Origin of the sequence: Fuscovulum ytuae (assembly GCF_029953595.1) — a bacterium.
GTDB classification, from domain to species: domain Bacteria; phylum Pseudomonadota; class Alphaproteobacteria; order Rhodobacterales; family Rhodobacteraceae; genus Paragemmobacter; species Paragemmobacter ytuae.
In genome coordinates this window covers 912,695-931,466 of the sequence record NZ_CP124535.1, presented here as the reverse complement: position 1 = coordinate 931,466, position 18,772 = coordinate 912,695, and the positions used below count along the sequence as shown (strand labels likewise).

Annotated in this window: 18 protein-coding genes and 1 pseudogene; 10 read left to right on the top strand and 9 right to left on the bottom strand. The window is 65.0% G+C overall.

Annotation, left to right across the window (positions count from 1 at the left end; genetic code table 11):
* Positions 1-3 precede the first annotated feature (3 nt).
* The 3 genes from rpsF to QF092_RS04590 all read right to left on the bottom strand — a co-directional run bounded on the left by rpsF (position 4) and on the right by QF092_RS04590 (position 2,721).
* Entirely contained in the window at positions 4-441 is a 438-nt protein-coding gene (gene rpsF, locus QF092_RS04600) for a 30S ribosomal protein S6 (protein ID WP_281468055.1), read from the bottom strand.
* 273 nt (positions 442-714) lie between these two features.
* Positions 715-1,146 carry a PACE efflux transporter gene (locus tag QF092_RS04595; RefSeq protein ID WP_281468052.1) on the bottom strand — a complete coding sequence of 144 codons (432 nt, stop codon included), beginning with the start codon at positions 1,144-1,146 and terminating at the stop codon, positions 715-717.
* Between the two features lie 87 nt (positions 1,147-1,233).
* Positions 1,234-2,721: a methyl-accepting chemotaxis protein gene (locus QF092_RS04590; RefSeq protein ID WP_281468050.1), complete on the bottom strand. Its 1,488-nt coding sequence runs from the start codon at positions 2,719-2,721 to the stop codon at positions 1,234-1,236.
* Positions 2,722-2,930: 209 nt separating this feature from the next.
* Here QF092_RS04590 and fabD point away from each other — a divergent pair, with 209 nt between their 5' ends.
* The 4 genes from fabD to QF092_RS04570 all read left to right on the top strand — a co-directional run bounded on the left by fabD (position 2,931) and on the right by QF092_RS04570 (position 5,697).
* Positions 2,931-3,866, top strand: a complete 936-nt coding sequence (gene fabD / locus QF092_RS04585; RefSeq protein WP_281468048.1) for an ACP S-malonyltransferase — start codon at positions 2,931-2,933, stop codon at positions 3,864-3,866.
* A gap of 146 nt (positions 3,867-4,012) precedes the next feature.
* On the top strand, positions 4,013-4,486 hold the full coding sequence (locus tag QF092_RS04580) for an ASCH domain-containing protein (RefSeq protein ID WP_281468046.1): 474 nt from the start codon (positions 4,013-4,015) through the stop codon (positions 4,484-4,486).
* Positions 4,487-4,550: 64 nt separating this feature from the next.
* Positions 4,551-5,288 carry a 3-oxoacyl-[acyl-carrier-protein] reductase gene (gene fabG / locus QF092_RS04575; protein ID WP_281468045.1) on the top strand — a complete coding sequence of 246 codons (738 nt, stop codon included), beginning with the start codon at positions 4,551-4,553 and terminating at the stop codon, positions 5,286-5,288.
* 175 nt (positions 5,289-5,463) lie between these two features.
* Positions 5,464-5,697, top strand: a complete 234-nt coding sequence (locus QF092_RS04570; protein ID WP_023666215.1) for an acyl carrier protein — start codon at positions 5,464-5,466, stop codon at positions 5,695-5,697.
* Positions 5,698-6,266: 569 nt separating this feature from the next.
* On the opposite strand, the gene QF092_RS04565 is transcribed toward QF092_RS04570, so the two are convergent.
* Positions 6,267-6,728, bottom strand: coding sequence for a GNAT family N-acetyltransferase (locus tag QF092_RS04565; RefSeq protein WP_281468042.1), 462 nt, complete (start codon positions 6,726-6,728; stop codon positions 6,267-6,269).
* Positions 6,729-6,855: 127 nt separating this feature from the next.
* Here QF092_RS04565 and fabF point away from each other — a divergent pair, with 127 nt between their 5' ends.
* From fabF to cysE, 6 genes and pseudogenes are all read left to right on the top strand, one after another.
* Positions 6,856-8,118 (top strand): beta-ketoacyl-ACP synthase II, encoded by a 1,263-nt coding sequence (gene fabF / locus QF092_RS04560; protein ID WP_281468040.1) that lies wholly within the window; start codon positions 6,856-6,858, stop codon positions 8,116-8,118.
* Positions 8,118-9,293 carry an endolytic transglycosylase MltG gene (gene mltG, locus QF092_RS04555; RefSeq protein ID WP_281468038.1) on the top strand — a complete coding sequence of 392 codons (1,176 nt, stop codon included), beginning with the start codon at positions 8,118-8,120 and terminating at the stop codon, positions 9,291-9,293. The genes fabF and mltG overlap by 1 nt, the downstream gene beginning before the upstream one ends.
* Positions 9,294-9,497: 204 nt before the next feature.
* Positions 9,498-9,827, top strand: a complete 330-nt coding sequence (locus QF092_RS04550; protein WP_281468036.1) for a hypothetical protein — start codon at positions 9,498-9,500, stop codon at positions 9,825-9,827.
* Positions 9,748-12,186: a baseplate megatron protein TIM-barrel domain-containing protein gene (locus QF092_RS04545; RefSeq protein WP_281468035.1), complete on the top strand. Its 2,439-nt coding sequence runs from the start codon at positions 9,748-9,750 to the stop codon at positions 12,184-12,186. Before QF092_RS04550 ends, QF092_RS04545 begins: the two co-directional genes overlap by 80 nt.
* A pseudogene (locus QF092_RS20010) lies at positions 12,072-12,341 on the top strand (DUF7742 family protein); the annotation flags it as partial. The gene QF092_RS04545 and the pseudogene QF092_RS20010, both read left to right, overlap by 115 nt.
* A 171-nt stretch (positions 12,342-12,512) precedes the next feature.
* The gene (gene cysE / locus QF092_RS04540) at positions 12,513-13,331 is read left to right on the top strand and encodes a serine O-acetyltransferase (protein WP_281469769.1); all 819 of its coding nucleotides are present in this window, start codon (positions 12,513-12,515) and stop codon (positions 13,329-13,331) included.
* Between the two features lie 65 nt (positions 13,332-13,396).
* On the opposite strand, the gene QF092_RS04535 is transcribed toward cysE, so the two are convergent.
* From QF092_RS04535 to QF092_RS04515, 5 genes are all read right to left on the bottom strand, one after another.
* Positions 13,397-14,692 carry a pyruvate dehydrogenase complex dihydrolipoamide acetyltransferase gene (locus tag QF092_RS04535; protein ID WP_281468033.1) on the bottom strand — a complete coding sequence of 432 codons (1,296 nt, stop codon included), beginning with the start codon at positions 14,690-14,692 and terminating at the stop codon, positions 13,397-13,399.
* Positions 14,693-14,703: 11 nt separating this feature from the next.
* Positions 14,704-16,083 carry a pyruvate dehydrogenase complex E1 component subunit beta gene (locus QF092_RS04530; protein ID WP_281468031.1) on the bottom strand — a complete coding sequence of 460 codons (1,380 nt, stop codon included), beginning with the start codon at positions 16,081-16,083 and terminating at the stop codon, positions 14,704-14,706.
* A 14-nt stretch (positions 16,084-16,097) separates the two neighbouring features.
* Positions 16,098-17,087 (bottom strand): pyruvate dehydrogenase (acetyl-transferring) E1 component subunit alpha, encoded by a 990-nt coding sequence (gene pdhA, locus QF092_RS04525; protein ID WP_281468029.1) that lies wholly within the window; start codon positions 17,085-17,087, stop codon positions 16,098-16,100.
* A gap of 174 nt (positions 17,088-17,261) precedes the next feature.
* Positions 17,262-17,564 (bottom strand): FtsB family cell division protein, encoded by a 303-nt coding sequence (locus QF092_RS04520; RefSeq protein WP_281468028.1) that lies wholly within the window; start codon positions 17,562-17,564, stop codon positions 17,262-17,264.
* A 182-nt stretch (positions 17,565-17,746) separates the two neighbouring features.
* On the bottom strand, positions 17,747-18,676 hold the full coding sequence (locus QF092_RS04515; RefSeq protein WP_281468026.1) for a class I fructose-bisphosphate aldolase: 930 nt from the start codon (positions 18,674-18,676) through the stop codon (positions 17,747-17,749).
* Between the last annotated feature and the right edge of the window lie 96 nt (positions 18,677-18,772).

Below are 18,772 nucleotides of genomic sequence, written 5' to 3'. Positions count from 1 at the left end.
TGATCAACGACGGAAGCCGCCACGGTCGCCCGTGCGTTCCGGACGGTCGCCGAAGCTGCGTTCGCGGCGTTCGCCACCGCCAAAGCCGCCTTCGGACCGTTCGCCACGGTCGCGGTCGTCACGCTTTTGCATTTGGACCGAGGGGCCTTCGCTGTGCTTTTCGACCTTGATGGTCAGCACGCGCATGACATCGTCATGCAGGCGCATCAGACGCTCCATCTCTTGCACGGCGGCAGAGGGGGCATCGGAACGCAGGAAAGCGTAATGGCCCTTGCGGTTCTTGTTGATCTTGTAGGCCATCGTCTTGACGCCCCAGTACTCCGACTCGACGACCTTGCCGCCATTGTCTGCGAGAACCGTGGAGAAATGTTCGATAAGGCCTTCGGCCTGCGCGTTGGAAAGGTCTTGGCGCGCGATGAAGACATGCTCGTAAAGAGCCATGTGCACTCCAGTTCTGACAAGGCGCATTTCATAGGGCGGGCGTTTGGCCTTTCCGCTGCCCGTCCACGAGAGGCTGCGCCGGTTCGTGTGAATGCGGAAAGGATGCGGCCTTATACAGAAAGGGCGCAGGAGTGCAAGGGTTCGCGGGGGAGTGGGGCGGGCGATTTCTGGCGCAGAAATCGCGGAAAATTCTGACACAGAATTTTGCGGGCGCTGCCCGCGAGGCGCGAAATCTTTACCGGCCTTCGTGGTGGTCACATGTCGGAAAACGGCCTAGCGCGCGGAGGCGGGCAGGCCGAAGAGGCGGTCGAAGACCCATGTGAAGGCCCAAGTGTAGATCAGGAAGGCGATGATGAGGGCGGCTTCGTAAGACAGGGCCTGAAGGAGGGTGACGGAGAACCACCACATCGTGAGAGGCAGCAAGAAGAGGACAAGCCCTGCCTCGAAGAGGAGGGCATGCGCCGTGCGGCGGGCAAGGCTGCGGCCTTTGACGGATTGGCGGGCTTCCCATGCCTCAAACCCCGCGTTGAAGGTGACGTTCCAAAGCATGGCGACGGTGGAAGCAAGGACGGAGAAGACGAGGCTGCTGCCCGCAGTGGTTTCTGCCATCAGGAGCAGGAGGATTGTGGAGAGCAGCACGCCGCCGGCTTCGAAGCTGGTGGCGTAGATCACGCGGCGCAGGCGGGGGTGATGGTGCAGGGCCATGTTGTCGGTGTGGCATGGCGGGGGGAAGGCGGCAAGAGGGCGAAAGGGGGGGGACGGTACTGGGATGCGCCCCCCCGTGATCCGACGTCAGACGCGATAGGCCAGCCGCAGGCCGCCCCAGTGGCGGCCCTGCACGAAGATCGGGGCCGAGACATCCTTCATCAGGGCAAAGGTGCCGCCGCCCATGTCGCGGCGGTAGGATTGGAGCAGGAAGGGTTTGGTGTTGCGGCCTGCGGCAAGACCCACGCGATCGTTAAAGATCCGGCGGTTGCGGCAATTGGCAGCGTTCCATGTGGGGTCGCCCGCGCGCTGCGGTTGCGAGAATTTGCGGTTATGGGTGGGCAGGTAGCCATTCACATCCACCGCCGCGCAAAAGACGACGGCCGGGGAGAGGTTCAGCAGCGGTTCTTGAATCGCGGGAAGCAGTCGGTCGGTCACCGGGGTGAAGGCGGCCATGATCTGCGCGGGATCGGTGCCGGGGATGGGGCGATAGCCGTGATCGAAAAGATCGCGGAGGGAGACACGGCCTGCCTCAACCTCGGCCGTGAAGGTGGCGGAGATTTCGGCGGCGGCGCTGCGAACGGCCTCGATATATGGTGTGTCCACGGTTTCCACGCCTAGGCGCGCGGTCGATGACACCAGGCGTTCGCTGGCATTGACGAGGTCGCCAAGGCTGCCCTTGGCGGCGGATAGGCGGCCTGCGGCCTGCGTCACGCCTGCGCCGATGCCATGGAACCCATCTTCGGTCGCGGCAACAAGGCCAGTGGCGGTTTCGGTCGTTTCGGTGATCTGATCCTGACGGTCGGCGATGGCGAGGACGGCTGCGTCAATATCGGTCATCACGCGCGAGACATGATCCGCCTCGCGCCGGACCTTGGCGGCGCGGTCAGCGGCGGCGCGACCGGAGTCGGCGAAGGCGGTGATTTCGCGGGTCAGGTCGGCAAGGTTGCCTTCGATTGTCCGCGTGGCCTCTTGCGTGCGACCGGAAAGCTGTTTGACCTCTTGCGCGACGACCATGAAGCCGCGTCCGGCGGCACCGGCACGCGCCGCCTCGATCGAGGCGTTGAGGGCGAGGAGGTTGGTGGTGCGGGCGATGGCGTCGATATCGCCAGCGGCGCGGGCGACCTTGGTCAGTGCGGTGGTAAGCGCCTCGATCCTTTCGCCGAAAAGGGCCACCTGATTGGCAAGTGCGGTGACATCGGTGAGGGCTGCGTCAATGCGTGTTTGACCGGAGGCGACGGTATTGCGCGCCTCAACCGTGGCGGCAAGCGCGCTGCGGGCGGCATCGCGGATGGCGTCATTGCCGCGGGCCAGAGATTCCGACAGGCCGCGCAGGTCGCGCAGGGTTTCCACCTGGCTATGCATAAGTTTGTCGACATCGTCGACCGCGCCTGACACATCGGCGAGCGAGACGGAGAGCGTCCCCACTTCGACCGCGATATCCTTGATGACGGCGATTTCCAAACCGCCGCCCGGGCCGGATTTGGACTGAAGATGCGTTTCTGGGGGCACTGTGACAGGGAGGGAGCCATGCTCTGCTTCAAGCGGCATTTCGGCGTTGGACACGTCTTTCATGGTAACCTTACATGGGCTGGAGGGCGGCCGACTGTTGGGCCCGGCCGTCAATGCTCATAACGACGATAGCGGCATTTGATTTACCGTTGGTTGAGATGCCTGCAGAGATTGTGCCAGCTTTGGGCCGCTCCGCAGTTATTGCACCGACGGGGCGCTTTGGGTAAGCGGGCCGGGGGCCGGGTGGGCCGAACGATCAGGGAGGGCGGGCGATGAGCCGTGCATTCGTGTTTCCGGGGCAGGGGGCGCAGACCATCGGGATGGGGCGGGCCTTGGCCGAGGCCTATCCTGCGGCGCGGGCCGTCTTTGACGAGGTGGATGCGGCGCTGGGCGAAAAGCTTTCAGCGCTGATCTGGGAGGGCGATATTGCCGAATTGACGCTGACGCAGAATGCCCAGCCTGCGCTGATGGCCACCTCGATCGCGGCGCTGCGGGCACTGGAGGCGGAAGGGATCACGGTGGCGTCGCATGCGGCCTTTGTCGCCGGCCACAGCCTTGGGGAATATTCGGCGTTGTGCGCGGCGGGGGCGTTGAGCCTTTCGGACACGGCGCGGCTGTTGCGCATCAGGGGGCGCGCGATGCAAGAGGCGGTGCCGGTGGGCGTGGGGGCGATGGCGGCGCTGCTTGGCCTTGATTTCGAGGCGGCGGTGGCGGTGGCGGCAGAGGCCGCGCAGGGCGAGGTTTGTCAGGCGGCCAATGACAATGACCCCGCGCAGGTTGTGGTTTCGGGCCATAAGGCGGCGGTGGAGCGGGCAGTGGAGATCGCCAAGGCCAAGGGGGCGAAACGGGCGCTGCTGCTGCCGGTGAGCGCGCCTTTCCATTGCGCGCTGATGCAGCCTGCGGCGCGGGTGATGGCCGAGGCGCTGGCCGCTGTGGTGGTCGAAAAGCCTGCGGTGCCGGTGGTGGTGAATGTGCGGGCCGAGGCGGTGACGGAACCGGACCGCATCCGCGATCTGTTGGTCGCGCAGGTGACGGGATCGGTGCGTTGGCGCGAATCCGTGATCTGGATGGAAGGCGCGGGGGTCGGTGAATTCTGGGAGATTGGCGCGGGGAAGGCGCTGTCTGGGATGATCAAGCGGATCGTTTCGGGTGAGGTCACCTTGCGCGCGGTGGGCACGCCTGAGGATGTGGCGGCGGTGAAGGGCTGATCGGGCTGCAAAGCGGAGCCGCGTGCCGCGGCACGCCTATCCTTTCGCCTTTGCATGCGCTCCGGCTCGGGTCCGGGGGCCTGCGCGGCCCCCGCGGCGACGCGAAGGGGCGGCGCTTTTCCCTGCGGGAAATTTGGAGGCAGAACATGGATGGCGACAGCGTTGAGGTCGAGGGGTTCGGGGTATTGCCTTGCCTTGCCTTTGGGTCCGAGGGGATGCAGGAGCGGCTGGCGGCGCTGGTGATTGCGGGGCGCAAGCGCGCGACGGTCTGGGATGGACGGGAAGAGAACCCGACCGAACCGGGGATGCGCTGGGCGGTGATGGCCGGCGGGCGGGCCGTGGCGGTGATCGAGACGGTGGCTGTCGGGCGGCGGCGGTTTGACGAGGTTGATGCGGATTTCGCCGCGCTGGAGGGCGAGGGCGATGGATCGCTGGCCTTCTGGCAGGCGGCGCATGAGGCATATTTCCGCAAGGCGGGTTTCTATACGCCGGAGATGGCGCTGTGGTGGGAGGAATTCCGTCTGGTTGCCGTAACGGATGCGGCCTTTGCCGCAGAGGCAGCAGGGCATGTGGCGGCGGAAGAGGCGGAGGCGCGCGCCATGTTGGCGGGGCGGGCGTGACGGGTGGCGCGGCGGGCGGGATGCTGCTAGGAGAGCGCGCGGGAATTTGGTGAGAGGGCGGACGATGTTCGATCTGACGGGGAAGGCGGCGCTGGTCACCGGCGCTTCGGGGGGGATCGGGGCCGAGATCGCGCGGGCGCTGCACGCAGCCGGCGCCACGGTCGGGCTTTCTGGCACACGGGTGGAGCCCTTGGAGGCGCTGGCCGCCGAACTGGGGAGCCGTGCGCATGTCCTGCCGTGCAACCTGTCGGTCGCGGAAGAGGTCGAGGGTTTGGTGAAGCGGGCCGCCGAGGCGATGGGGTCAGTGGATGTCCTTGTAAACAATGCCGGAATCACGCGGGATGGCCTTGTGATGCGGATGTCGGACGAGGATTGGGCGAGCGTTCTGGACGTGAACCTGACCGCGACCTTCCGGCTGTGCCGGGCCGCCGTGCGGGGGATGATGAAGGCCCGCTGGGGGCGGATCGTGAATATCGGGTCGGTGGTCGGCACCACCGGGAATGGCGGGCAGGTCAATTATTCGGCGGCCAAGGCCGGTCTTCTGGGCCTGTCGAAATCGCTGGCCGCAGAAGTGGCGAGCCGGGGGATCACCGTGAACGTGGTGGCACCGGGCTTCATCGCCACAGCCATGACCGACAAGCTGAACGAAGAGCAAAAGGCGCGTATCCTGACCGCCGTGCCGGCGGGGCGGATGGGCGCTCCGGAAGAGATTGCGGCGGCGGTGCTGTATCTGGCATCGCAGGAAGCGGCCTATGTGACCGGTGCCACCTTGCATGTGAATGGCGGGATGGACATGGTCTAAGGATCGTGCGCGCCAAAGCGCCATGGAAAGCGTTTGCCTTGCGGGAACGCCCTTGGTATAGGCGCGGCGAAAGGCCCGGGCGAAACCCGGCCGACCCGCCCGAAATGGCGGGGAAGGTGCCCTTCGGGGTAGGGACAAGGGACGGGCGCGCCCGCCACGGAAAAGAGGAAGAGACATGAGCGACATCGCTGCACGCGTGAAGAAGATCGTCGTCGAGCATCTGGGCGTCGAAGAGGACAAGGTGACCGAGAACGCCTCGTTCATCGATGACCTGGGCGCGGATTCGCTTGATACGGTCGAGCTGGTCATGGCTTTCGAGGAAGAGTTCGGGATCGAGATCCCGGATGACGCGGCCGAGACCATCCAGACCTTCGGCGATGCGGTGAAGTTCATCTCGGAAGCCGCCTGATCCACGCATCAGGACTGCTATGACGGGCGTCCCGCAAGGGGTGCCCGTTTTCTTTTGCGTCTCTTGGCAAGCGCTTGTGACGGCAGGTTAATCCGGGGGCGGGGCTGGACAGGGACTGTGCCCTGTTTTGTGCCGTCTTCTGTGCCGCAAACTGTGGCCACGCGCGGTGGGTTTTCGGGGCGTTAAGGATAACCTGCGGGTGGTGCGCGTTATGGTAGTGCGGGTTATGCATAAGTGTAAGTTATGGGTTGGCGTAAGGCCGACCGGGGAATTGTGAACGGCTCTTTCGAGCGGTGATGCGCGGCGTGGATGGCGGCGGGGACGGGGGGCTGTCTGCCCGTCATGACGCGTGGGGCGCCTTTCGCACGGATATCCTTAATCAGAAAATGCAGGGGGGGGCGGATGGAAGGGACGAAAGGGCCTTCTGTGTCAGGGGGACGTGGGTTGTGAGCTTGATGCTGCGCGGCGGTTGATGCGCGGATGATGCAAGGGTGCCACGTGTGGCGCGGGCGGGTCTTTTTGGCGGGGTGGGATTCGGCCGACGGTAAGGTGTGTGGGACTGTGCCGCTTTAGGACAGCCTCCACTCCAGCAGCGGGAGGCGGCGGCCGGGGATGGCGTCGGAGGGGGCGGTGCCGATCTGAACCGCGCCTTGCGATCGGTAGAAGGCGGCGGCGTTGGGGTCTGACAGAACGCGCAGGCGGTGCGCGCCCTCGGCCCTTGCGGTGAGGCGTGCGTGCTGCAACAGCGCCGTGCCGTGGCCTTGGCCCATCGCGGGGGGATCGACGAAGAGGAGGGCGAGATCGATCAGGCCTGTTGCATCGGGTAAGCTTAGCGCCATCACGCCGAGGGGGCGGGGGTCGCCGTCATGGGAGACCCAGACACGGCCCGCAGCAAAAAGGTCGGGGGGAATGGCCAGATGCGGCGCTGCAAGCGCCATGAAGGTGGCATCATAGCCCCAATGCGCCTTGGAACGGATGGCAAGCGCGGTGAGGGCGGCAGCTTCATCAGGGCGGGCGGGGCGGATCGGCATCGCAACAGTCTGTCGGGGGTGGCGGGACTTGGCAAGCGACCCCCTTCTAAGAGAGGGCCCGTGTTGCACGGGCCTGCCCCCCCGTGTATCACCCCTGCGGAAAGCTTTCATCGCGCGGAGGGGCGGCATGCGTCGGGTCGTAGTCACGGGTCTGGGGATGGTCACGCCTTTGGCTTGCGGGGTCGAAGAGACCTGGAGCCGCTTGCTGGCCGGGAAGTCGGGTGCGGGGCCGATCACGCGCTTTGATGCGTCGAATGTCGTCACGCAATATGCCTGCGAGATTCCTTTTGGCGATGGCACGGACGGCACCTTTAATCCGGATGACTGGATGGAGCCGAAAGACCGCCGGAAGGTGGATGATTTCATCCTGTATGGGATGGCGGCGGCGGAGCAGGCGGTGCGGGATTCGGGCTGGATGCCCGAGGAGGAAGAGGGCCGTTTGCGGACGGGCGTGATGATCGGGTCGGGGATCGGGGGGTTGACCTCGATTGCGGAAACGGCGGTCCTGATCAAGGAGAAGGGGCCCAAGCGCGTGTCGCCCTTCTTTATTCCCGGCGCGCTGATCAACCTGATTTCGGGGCAGGTGTCGATCCGCTTTGGCTTTAAGGGGCCGAACCATGCGGTGGTGACGGCCTGTTCGACCGGGGCGCATGCCATCGGGGATGCGGCGCGGCTGATCCAATGGGGCGATGCCGATGTGATGGTGGCAGGCGGGGCGGAAAGCCCGATCAGCGAGATCGGGATTGCCGGGTTCAATGCCTGCAAGGCGCTGTCGACGAAGCGGGCGGATGACCCGACCAAGGCATCGCGCCCCTATGATGCGGATCGCGACGGGTTCGTGATGGGCGAGGGGGCGGGGGTTGTCGTCCTTGAGGAATACGAACATGCCAAGGCGCGCGGGGCGAAGATTTATGCCGAGGTGCTGGGCTATGGCCTGTCGGGCGATGCCTATCACATCACCGCGCCCTCTGAGGATGGCGATGGTGGCTTCCGGTCGATGTCTGCCGCGTTGAAGCGGGCGGGGCTGCGGCCGGATCAGGTGGATTACATCAACGCCCATGGCACCAGCACCATGGCGGATACGATCGAACTGGGCGCGGTGGAGCGGTTGTTGGGCGATGCGGCGGCGGGGGCGACGATGTCTTCGACGAAGTCGAGCATCGGGCATCTGTTGGGGGCTGCGGGCGCGGTGGAGGCGATTTTCTGCGTGCTGGCGATCCGCGATCAGGTGGCACCGCCGACGATCAATCTGGATAATCCGGCGGTTCAGCCGAAGCTGGACCTTGCGCCGAATGCGGCGGTCAAGCGGAAGATCGACGTGGCGCTGTCCAACTCGTTTGGTTTTGGCGGGACGAATGCCAGCCTTGTGCTGGGGCGGGTGGCGGGCTGATGTGGCGGTCCATCGCGTCGAATGCGCTGACGCTGTTCATCGTTGTCTTGGTGCTGGCGGCGGGGCTGCTGGCCTGGGGGCGGGAGCAGTTCGGCGGGCCGGGGCCTTTGGAGCAGGCGATCTGTTTCCGGGTGGAGCGGGGGGATTCCTTGTCCGCCGTCAGCCGCGCCTTGGAAGAGCAGGGCGCGGTGAGCGATGCGCGCATCTTCCGCATCGGGGCGGATTATTCGGGCAAGGCGGATGATCTGAAATTCGGGTCCTACCTCGTGCTGCCGGGGGCAAGCATGGCGCAGGTTCTGGAGGCGATCACGGTGGGCGGGCAATCGACCTGCGGGCGCGAGGTGAATTTCCGCATCTCGGTCGCGCGGGCCGAGGTGGTGCTGCGCCAGTTGGACCCGGCGACGAACCGCTATGTGGAAGTGGTGGCCTTTGATCCGGCAACCGAGGCGGCACCTGCGGAATATGTGGCGGTGGCCGAGGCGGATGATATCCGCTGGCGGGTGACGCTGGCCGAAGGGGTGACAAGCTGGCAGGTGGTGGATGCGCTGCGGCGGGCAGAGTTCATGTCGGGCGAGATTGCCGAAGTGCCACCCGAAGGGACGCTGGCGCCCGACAGCTATGAGGTGACGCGGGGCGCGGATCGGGCGGCCTTGTTGGCCCTGATGGCCGAGCGGCAGGCGGCGACCTTGGCCGAGCTTTGGGCGAACCGGGTGGAGGGGTTGCCCTATGACACGCCGGAAGAGGCGTTGATCATGGCGTCGATCATCGAAAAGGAAACGAGCGTGCCAGAGGAACGGCGGCGCGTGTCGGCGGTCTTTGTGAACCGGCTGGAGCAGGGGATGCGGCTGCAGACGGACCCGACGGTGATTTATGGGGTGACGCGGGGCGAGGGTGTGCTGGGGCGCGGGCTGCGGCAGAGCGAGCTGCGGCGGGAGACGCCGTGGAACACCTATGTGATCGACGGCCTGCCGCCGACGCCGATTGCCAATCCGGGGCGGTTGTCCATCGCTGCGGCGCTGGACCCGGAGGAGAGCGATTACCTTTACTTCGTGGCCGATGGCACGGGCGGGCATGCCTTTGCGCGCACGCTGGCCGAGCATAACGAAAACGTCGCCCGCTGGCGCGCGATTGAGCGGGAACGGGGTGAGGCAGAGGCGTCGGGCGTGCAGGATTGATCCTGCGGCTTGGCCGAATGGTTAATGCGCGGTTAACGGTGCGCGCGGTAAGCCTTTGATACCAATGGGGAAAAAGCTTGACCTGGCGCGCGGTCCGGCGTATAGATTGTTGCATGATGGCACAGGTGGGCAAGCGGCACGGGGGTAACCCCGGCGCCGCTTTTCCTTTTCCGCCGTTCGGGGTGACAGGGGGCGGGCCGTTCAATGCAGGAACGAGATGGGCGGGCCGCCGGACGGCAGGGCACCGAGGCGCTGGACCACGCGCTGGGGGTGATGGACCGGGCCGCGCGGGATCTGGCCACGGCTTTGGCCGGGGTGATGGCGAACCATGGGGATGGCGCGGGGCGGGCACGGCGGGCCGTGATCGAATTGCAGATGGCCCTTGGGGTTGTTCTAGAAGAGAGGGTGAGAGTTGACAGGCTTCGCAACGAAGTGGCCGGTGTCGTCGGAGGGCGTGCCCTCGACCTCGATGCTGCGCGGGTTGAGATCGGGCGCCGTCTGGCTCGCCTCCGCGACGCCGGAAATGGTGAATGAGTTTCTGCACGGGTTGAGCGAGGCGGCCTTTCTGGCGCTGCCTTGGCTGTTCGAATTCTGGGCGCTGCCGCATCAGATCGCGCCGGATGGCGCGTGGCGGACATGGGTGATCATGGGGGGGCGTGGCGCGGGCAAGACGCGCGCCGGGGCGGAATGGGTGCGCGGGCAGGTCGAGGGCGCAGGCCCCGCCGATCCGGGCCGCGCGCGGCGTGTGGCCTTGGTGGGTGAGACGGTCGATCAGGTGCGCGAGGTGATGATCTTTGGCGAAAGCGGGATCATGAATTGCGCGCCGCCCGACCGCAGGCCCGCATGGGAGGCCGGGCGCAAGCGGCTGGTCTGGCCGAATGGGGCCTTGGCGCAGGTGGTTTCTGCGCATGATCCCGAAAGCCTGCGGGGGCCGCAATTCGATGCGGCCTGGGCCGATGAATATGGCTGTCCGGCGATTGACCGGGGAACGAACCAGCCCAACCTGTTCTACGACCCCGCCTCGTCGGAATCGGCGGTGCCGCGGGCATCAAGCGGGCAGCGCGACGATCTGATCCAGATGCAATATGTGCGCGCCTTCAATGCCCATTGGGCCGAAGCGGACGCCAATCCCATATCGCCGCTTTATGGGGGGCGGATGGTGGATATGGGGCATGCCTATCTTTGGGCCTGGGATGCGCGGCCCTATCCGGCCTTTCCGTTGCGGTCGGATGTGTGGACGGATGGGCCGAACTATCAGCTTGGCCATTGGCTGAACGGGCGGGCGACGGCCCAGCCCATGGATGCCGTGATCTGCGAGATCATGGAGCGGGCTGGAATGGCGATGCCGGATGTGACGGGAATGCATGGCCTGGTGCGGGGCTATACATTGACCGATGTGGGGACGGCGCGTTCGGCCATGCAGCCGCTTTTGCTGGCGGGAGGGGTGGATGCGTTGGAGCGGGAGGGTGTCATCCAGTTCCGGTCGCGCAGCGCGAAGGTGGCCGCCGTTCTGGATAAGGCGCGGTTGGTTGCGGATGAGGATGGCGATCTGACCCTGCGCCGCGCGGCAGAGGCAGAGGCCACAGCGCGGCTGCGACTGACCCATGCCGATGCCGAGGGAGACTATCAACGGCTGGTGGTGGAGGCAAAGCGCAGCAGCGATGCCGGAGCCCCGACGATGGATCAGGAGACGCCTGTCGCCCTGTTGCCGGATGAGGCGCGCCATATGGCGGAGCGCTGGCTGTCTGAGGTGCGGGTGGGGCGCGAGGTGGCGGAATTCGTGCTGCCCCGGTCGCGCATCGATCTGGGCGTGGGCGATGTGGTGGCGCTGGCCGGGCAGCGCTGGCGGATCGACCGGATGGAACAGGGCGAGGCGTTGAAGGTAGAGGCGGTGCGAGTGGAGCGCGGCCTTTACCTGCCGGGGCCGGACGGTGGGCTGGGCAGCCGAGTGACGCCTTTCGTGCCGGATGTCCCGGTGGAAGCGGTGTTCATGGACCTGCCATTGATGTCGGGGGATGAGGTCGCGCATGCGCCGCATCTTGCAGTGGCGGCCGATCCTTGGCCGATCCGGGTTGCGGCATGGTCTTCGCTGGATGGGGAAAGCTTTGACCTGAACCGTATCCTTGGGGCGGCGGCGGTGATGGGGGAAAGCCAGAATGCGATGGCCGCTGCGCAAAGCGGATTGTGGGATCGCGGTGCCCCCCTTGTGGTGCGGCTGTCCGGCGGGCAGGTCGCGGGGCGCGCGCCCGATGCGGTGCTGAACGGGGCCAATCTGGCGGCCATCGGCGATGGGCGTGTGGACGGATGGGAACTGTTTCAATTCGCCGGGGCCGAGATGGTGGGGCCGGAGACATGGGCCCTTTCCACGCGCCTGCGGGGGCAGGCGGGGACGGAGGCGGCGATGCCCGCCTTTTGGCCTGCCGGAAGCCGGGTTGTCATCATGTCGGGGGCGGAGGCGCAGCTTGAAATGCCCTTGGCGGCGCGTGGGTTGGAGCGGGTGTGGCGCGTCGGATCGGCGCTGCGTGGGGTGGAGGATGCCGATGCGGTGGAGCAGCGGCTGGCCTTTGCGGGGTTGGGCTTGCGACCCTATGCCGTGGCGCATCTGCGGGCGAGGGCGACGGCAGAAGGCCTGCTGCTGACATGGATCAGGCGGACACGGATCGACGGGGATAGCTGGGCCTCGGTCGATGTGCCTTTGGGCGAGGAGCGCGAGGCCTATCTGGTGCAGGTCTGGCGTGGCGGCGATCTTGTTCGGCAGCTGGAGGTGCAGGTGCCGGAATGGGCCTATCCTGCGGCGTGGCTTCTGGAGGATGGGCCGGGACTGCGGGTCGCGGTGGCGCAGCTGTCGCAGGCCTTTGGTCCGGGGCCGTTCCGGGTGCTGGAGCTGCCCTGATGCGGCGGGTGCTGATCGGGGATGTTCTGGCCTTGGCCGCGCGGATCGGAGGCCTGACCGAGGCCGAGGTGGAGAGCCGCATCGCCGAGGCGCATGCAGCGCATCGTTTCGCCCGACGTATGGGGCGGATGCATCCCGATTGGGGCAATGGCAGCCTGATGTCGCGGTTGGGTCCGGGGGTGTTTCCGGTTGGTTTGGACAGGGCGGCATTGACGGCGCTGGGTGCTGCGTCCTTGGCGCTGGCGCGGTGGAAGGCGAGACGATGGTTGGCCTGTCCAGCGGCGTGCCTATATGATATGGCGTTGCTGAACGATGGAGGGCGCGTCATGGCCGAAGTGAAGGCGAAAGTCACCACGGTTGATCCGGTCTGGTCGCGAGTCTGCGACGAGGCGCGCGAGGCGATTGCGGCCGAGCCGCTTTTGGGTGGGTTGATCCATTCGAGCCTTCTGCACCATTCCAGCATGGAACGCGCGCTGGCTTATCGGTTTTCGCTGAAGCTGGCGTCCGGCGAGATGAGCGAGCAGATCCTGCGCGAGATTGCGGATCGCGCCTATGACAGCGACCCGGAATTGGGGGCGTCGGCGCGGGCGGACCTGATGGCGGTCTATGACCGTGATCCGGCCTGCCATCGGTTCATCCAGCCCATCCTGTTCTTCAAGGGCTATCAGGCGGTGCAGGCCTATCGGATCGGGCATTGGCTGTGGACGCAGGGCCGCAAGGACCTTGCCTATTTCGTGCAGATGCGGGTGTCTGAGGTGTTCGGCGTGGACATCCATCCGGCGGCGCGGGTGGGCAAGGGTCTGATGATCGACCACGCCCATTCCATCGTGATCGGCGAGACGGCGGTGGTGGGCGACAATGTGTCGATGCTGCATTCCGTGACGCTGGGCGGCACGGGCAAGGAAGATGGCGACCGTCACCCGAAGATCGGCAATGGCGTGCTGATCGGGGCGGGGGCGAAGGTTCTGGGGAATATCACGATCGGCAATTGCTCGCGCATCGCGGCGGGGTCTGTGGTGTTGCAAGACATTCCGCCGATGAAGACGGTGGCCGGGGTTCCGGCCAAGATTGTGGGCGAGGCGGGCTGTTCGCAGCCCGCTGTGTCGATGGATCACAAGCTGACGGGTTGCGTTAACTGCGACTGATAGTGTGAATAGAAAAGCCCCCGGAAGCGGTTGCTTCCGGGGGCTTTTTCATTTCCAGACCCGGCTTAGGCCAGCATGGCCATCGGGTTTTCCAAATTGTCCACGATGGCCTGCATAAGTTGCGCACCAAGCGCGCCGTCGATGACGCGGTGATCGACAGAAAGCGTCATGGACATGACCGTGGCCACGCCGATGCTGCCATCCTTCATGACCACCGGCTTTTTGATCCCGGCACCTACGGCAAGGATCGCGCCATGGGGCGGGTTGATGACGGCATCGAAATTCTCGATCCCCATCATGCCGAGGTTCGAGATGGCGAAGCTGCCGCCCTGATATTCATGGGGGGCGAGTTTCTTCGTCTTGGCGCGCGTGGCGAGGTCTTTCATTTCGGCCGACAAGGTCGAGAGCGACTTTTGATCGGCATCCTTGAGGACGGGGGTGAAGAGGCCCCCTTCCACAGCGACGGCCACGGCCACGTCCGACGGTTTCAGCTTCAGCATCCGGTCGCCCGCCCAGACGGCATTGGCATCGGGCACAGCCTGAAGCGCAAGCGCGCAGGCCTTGATGATGAAGTCGTTGACCGACAGTTTCACGCCGCGGGTTTCAAGCTGCTTGTTCAGCTGTTCGCGGAAGGCCATCAGGGCATCGAGACGCACCTCACGCCGCAGGTAGAAATGCGGGATGGTCTGCTTGGCCTCGGTCAGACGTGCGGCGATGGTGCGGCGCATGCCATCAAGCGGCACTTCGGTGAAGGCCCGGCCCTGATACATCTTCAGCACGGTTTCCGCAGCCGGGCCCGTGGGCATTGCGGCGGGGGCTGCTGCCGGGGCGGAAGCTGCGGCAGGGGCCGCGACCGGGGCAGGGGCTGCGGCGGGTTTCGCGCCTTCGACATCAGCCTTCACGATACGGCCATGCGGGCCGGAGCCTTGCACTTGCGTCAGGTCGATGCCCTTTTCCGCCGCGATGCGACGGGCCAGCGGCGAGGCGAAGACGCGCGCACCGCCAACCTTGGGCGCGGCGGGGGCCGGGGCGGCGGCTGCGACCGGTGCGGCAGCAGGAGCGGCTGCCGTGGCAGGGGCTGCCGCCTTGGCCGGGGCAGGAGCGGCATCGGCGGATTCGCCTTCCTCCACCAGAACCGCGATGGGGGTGTTGACCTTTACGCCTGCGGTGCCCTCAGTCACGAGGATGCGGCCAACGATGCCTTCATCCACGGCCTCGAATTCCATCGTGGCCTTGTCGGTTTCAATCTCGGCGAGGATTTGGCCGGATGTGACGGTGTCGCCTTCCTTGACCAGCCATTTCGCAAGCGTGCCTTCCTCCATCGTCGGAGAGAGGGCGGGCATCAGGATTTCGGTTGCCATGTTCCCCTCCCTTACCGGTAGCAGACGGATTTGACGGCGGCGACCACTTCGGCGGTCGTCGTGAGCGCGAGCTTTTCGAGGTTTGCGGCATAGGGCATCGGCACGTCTTTCCCTGTGCAGTTCACCACCGGCGCGTCGAGGTGATCGAAGGCGCGCTGCATGATGGTGGCGGCGATATGGTTGCCGATGGAGCCGACGGGGAAGCCTTCCTCGACCGTGACGCAGCGGTTGGTCTTCATCACGGAAGCCAGCACTGTGTCATAGTCGATGGGGCGCAGGGTGCGGAGGTTGATCACCTCGGCGCTGATGCCGTCTTTCGCCAGTTCGTCAGCGGCTTGCAGCGCATAGGTCAGGCCGATGCCGAAGGAGACGATGGTGACATCGCTGCCCGCGCGCAGGATCGAGGCCTTGCCGAAGGGGATGGTGAAATCGCCCTCGGCCGGGACTTCGAAAGAGCGGCCATAGAGGATTTCGTTTTCAAGGAAGATGACCGGGTTCGGATCGCGGATCGCGGTCTTCAAGAGGCCCTTCGCATCAGCCGCCGAATAGGGCATGGCGACCTTGATGCCGGGGATGGCGGCATACCATGCGGCGTAGTCTTGGCTGTGCTGGGCCGCGACGCGTGCGGCGGCGCCGTTCGGGCCACGGAAGACCATCGGGCTGCCCATCTGACCGCCGGACATGTAGAGCGTTTTGGCGGCAGAGTTGATGATATGGTCGATGGCCTGCATCGCGAAGTTGAAGGTCATGAATTCGACGATGGGCCGCAATCCGCCCCAGCTTGCGCCGACGGCGATACCGGCAAAGCCATGTTCGGTGATGGGCGTATCGACCACGCGGCGGGCACCGAATTCATCCAAGAGCCCTTGGGAAATCTTGTAGGCACCTTGATATTCGCCAACCTCTTCGCCCATCAGGAAGACCGATGGATCGGCGCGCATCTCTTCGGCCATCGCCTCGCGCAAGGCCTCACGCACTGTCATGGTCTTGGTCGGCACGCCTTCGGGCAGGTCGGAATGGGGCCAGCCCTGTGCGGCGGTGGGTGCGGCGATGGGGGCGGACGGGGCGGCGGCCTGTGCGGCGACAGGGGAGGCCGCGGCTGCGGTTGCAGGTGCGGCGGCGGGCGCAGGGGCCGCGTCCGCGGATTCGCCTTCTTCGACCAGAACGGCGATCGGCGTATTCACCTTCACGCTGGCAGTGCCTTCGGCGACCAGCAGTTTCCCGATGATCCCTTCATCGACGGCCTCGAATTCCATCGTGGCCTTGTCGGTTTCAATCTCGGCGATGATCTGGCCGGATTTGACGGTATCGCCTTCCTTGACCAGCCATTTGGCCAAGGTGCCCTCCTCCATCGTCGGGGAAAGCGCGGGCATCAGAACTTGTGTTGCCATGTGTTGGTCCCCCCTTACGCGTAGATATCGGTCCAGAGCTCTTCCAGCGGAGGCTCTGGGCTGTCTTTGGCGAATTCGGCGCTTTCGTTCACAAGCGCCTTGATTTCCTTGTCGATGGCCTTGAGGTCGTCATCCGAGGCAAGGCCGCCTTGCAGGAGAAGATCGCGCACATGTTCGATGGCGTCTTTCTCGCTTCGCATCTTTTCCACCTCTTCCCGGGTCCGATACTTCGCCGGGTCGGACATGGAATGGCCGCGATAGCGATAGGTCATCATTTCAAGGATATAGGGGCCGTTGCCCGCCCGGCAGTGCGCCACGGCCTTTTCGCCCGCAGCCTTGACCGCCAGCACATCCATCCCATCGACCTGTTCGCCCGGGATGCCATAGGCAAGGCCACGACCGAAGAGGGTGGTGGATTTGGTGGAGCGCTTCACGCTTGTGCCCATGGCGTATTGGTTGTTCTCGATCACGAAGATCACGGGAAGCGACCAAAGCTCGGCCATGTTGTAGGTTTCGTAGACTTGGCCCTGATTGGCGGCACCGTCGCCGAAATAGGCGAAGGTGACGTTGTCATTGCCAAGGTATTTGTCGGCAAAGGCAAGACCCGCGCCGAGCGGGACCTGCGCGCCCACGATCCCGTGGCCGCCGTAGAAGTGGCGCTCTTTCGAGAACATGTGCATGGAGCCGCCCTTGCCTTTGGAATAGCCACCGATGCGGCCTGTCAGTTCGGCCATGACACCTTTGGCATCCATCCCGCAGGCGAGCATATGCCCATGATCACGGTATGACGTGATGCGCTTGTCGCCTTCCTTCGAAGCGGCCTCAAGGCCGACGACGACGGCCTCTTGCCCGATATAGAGGTGGCAAAAACCGCCGATCAGGCCCATGCCATAAAGCTGGCCCGCCTTTTCTTCGAAGCGGCGGATGAGAAGCATCTCGCGGTAGTATTTCAGAAGGTCTTCCTTCGACACGTTCGGTCGATCGGCTGGCTTCTTCGCGGCCATCGGCGGTGTCCTCCCCTGGCAGGCTGCAAAAGTAGTTCAACGTTAAACGACCTATACGCCATCGGGGATTGTTGGGTCAAAGCAAAAACGCCGCCCCGGAATGGGGGCGGCGCATGGCTGCCATGCAGCAGAGGAAAGGGTTGATCGGGAGGGCAGGGCCGTTCCGGCCCTGGTTTACTGGATCACGATCTCGTCGGCGCGGACATAGCCCAGCACGCTGCGGGCCTGTTCATCCAGAAGATCGATGTCGAGGAAATCATCCGACAGCCGCTTGGTGCGGTTCTGCATTTCGGCAAGTTCGGTGGCAAGGCGGTCGCGTTCGGCGCGCAGGCCGTCTTTTTCGGCGGCGATTTCGACCTGACGGAAAACACCGTAATCCCCCTGCACGGCAGCAAAGGTGAAATAGCTGCCCAATGTGCAGGCGATCAGGACATAGACCATAGCGCCAAGAGAGGGGCGCGTGGAGGATGGGTTCATCTGCTTTGCCTCAGTTGCCCCTCTGAAGGGGGCTTTGCGATAGTTAACCGCAAAGGCCCAGCTGGACCAAGGGGAAGCGAAGCAGATGCCATAACGCGACGCGGCAGATGGGGCATCCGTGCCACAGCATAGACAAAGGCCGCGCTTGCGGGCGCGGCCTTTGTCCTGCGTGAAGGGAGGGTTCAGCCGCGCCCTTTGTAGATATCGATCAGCTTGGCGAGCATGGCCAGCGCATCGGCGCGCGGGCGCTGGAAGCTGTTCCTGCCGATGATCGAGCCGTTGCCGCCGCCGTCGCGGATGGCGCGGGCGTCGTCATAGACCGCATCCTCGCCCTTGGCTGCACCGCCGGAGAAGACGACGATGCGACGGCCCGCAAAGCAGGCGTCGACGATGTGGCGCACGCGGGCGGCCATGGTCGATCCGTCGATCTGCTGTTTCAGATAGACTTTCTTCGCCTCGTCCTGTTCCAGATGGTCGGTCGGCAGTTTGACCTTGATGATATGCGCGCCCAGCATGGCGGCGATATGGGCGGCATAGGCGGTGACGTCGAAGGCGGTTTCACCTTCCTTCGACAGCGCCTCGCCGCGCGGATAGGACCAGATCACCGTGGCGATGCCGCAGGCGGCGGCTTCGGCGCGGAGTTCCTTGATCTCTTCATACATATCCAGCGCCATGTCGGACCCCGGATAGATCGTGAAACCGATGGCCGAGCAGCCAAGCCGCAGCGCATCCTGCACCGAGGCGACCACCGCCTGATTCTTGCCCGCCGTGTTCGACATCAGGCTATTGGCGTGGTTCATCTTGAGGATCGTTGGGATCTGGCCGGCGAAGGTGTCGGCCCCTGCTTCGAGGTTGGCAAGCGGCGCGGCATAAGCGGAAAGGCCTGCGTCGATGGCGAGTTGATAGTGGTAATGCGGGTCATAGCCTGCCGCATTCACCGCAAAGGACCGGGCCGGGCCGTGTTCAAAGCCCTGATCGACCGGAAGAATGATCATCTTGCCGGTTCCGCCCAGCTTCCCCTCCATCAGCATGCGGGCGAGATTCGCCTTCACGCCGGGGGTTTCGCCTTCGTATTGGCTTAGGATCTTCTGGACGGTCTTGGTGGCGCGCATGATCGGTCATCCCTTTGGGTCGGAACACGGGTTTTTTCCGCTTTAGGCAAGCGGAGCGGGCATTACAAACAGGTTAGCGCAACCAGATGGTGGGTG

Coding starts and splice junctions, on each gene's coding strand:
- QF092_RS04520 (WP_281468028.1), bottom strand. CDS start 17,564: ATGAACCCATCCTCCACGCGCCCCTCTCTTGGCGCTATGGTCTATGTC.
- fabD (WP_281468048.1), top strand. CDS start 2,931: ATGAGCCGTGCATTCGTGTTTCCGGGGCAGGGGGCGCAGACCATCGGG.
- QF092_RS04535 (WP_281468033.1), bottom strand. CDS start 14,692: ATGGCAACCGAAATCCTGATGCCCGCCCTCTCTCCGACGATGGAGGAA.
- QF092_RS04550 (WP_281468036.1), top strand. CDS start 9,498: ATGCAGGAACGAGATGGGCGGGCCGCCGGACGGCAGGGCACCGAGGCG.
- QF092_RS04570 (WP_023666215.1), top strand. CDS start 5,464: ATGAGCGACATCGCTGCACGCGTGAAGAAGATCGTCGTCGAGCATCTG.
- QF092_RS04580 (WP_281468046.1), top strand. CDS start 4,013: ATGGATGGCGACAGCGTTGAGGTCGAGGGGTTCGGGGTATTGCCTTGC.
- fabG (WP_281468045.1), top strand. CDS start 4,551: ATGTTCGATCTGACGGGGAAGGCGGCGCTGGTCACCGGCGCTTCGGGG.
- mltG (WP_281468038.1), top strand. CDS start 8,118: ATGTGGCGGTCCATCGCGTCGAATGCGCTGACGCTGTTCATCGTTGTC.
- QF092_RS04565 (WP_281468042.1), bottom strand. CDS start 6,728: ATGCCGATCCGCCCCGCCCGCCCTGATGAAGCTGCCGCCCTCACCGCG.
- fabF (WP_281468040.1), top strand. CDS start 6,856: ATGCGTCGGGTCGTAGTCACGGGTCTGGGGATGGTCACGCCTTTGGCT.
- rpsF (WP_281468055.1), bottom strand. CDS start 441: ATGGCTCTTTACGAGCATGTCTTCATCGCGCGCCAAGACCTTTCCAAC.
- QF092_RS04590 (WP_281468050.1), bottom strand. CDS start 2,721: ATGAAAGACGTGTCCAACGCCGAAATGCCGCTTGAAGCAGAGCATGGC.
- QF092_RS04530 (WP_281468031.1), bottom strand. CDS start 16,083: ATGGCAACACAAGTTCTGATGCCCGCGCTTTCCCCGACGATGGAGGAG.
- cysE (WP_281469769.1), top strand. CDS start 12,513: ATGGCCGAAGTGAAGGCGAAAGTCACCACGGTTGATCCGGTCTGGTCG.
- QF092_RS04515 (WP_281468026.1), bottom strand. CDS start 18,676: ATGCGCGCCACCAAGACCGTCCAGAAGATCCTAAGCCAATACGAAGGC.
- pdhA (WP_281468029.1), bottom strand. CDS start 17,087: ATGGCCGCGAAGAAGCCAGCCGATCGACCGAACGTGTCGAAGGAAGAC.
- QF092_RS04595 (WP_281468052.1), bottom strand. CDS start 1,146: ATGGCCCTGCACCATCACCCCCGCCTGCGCCGCGTGATCTACGCCACC.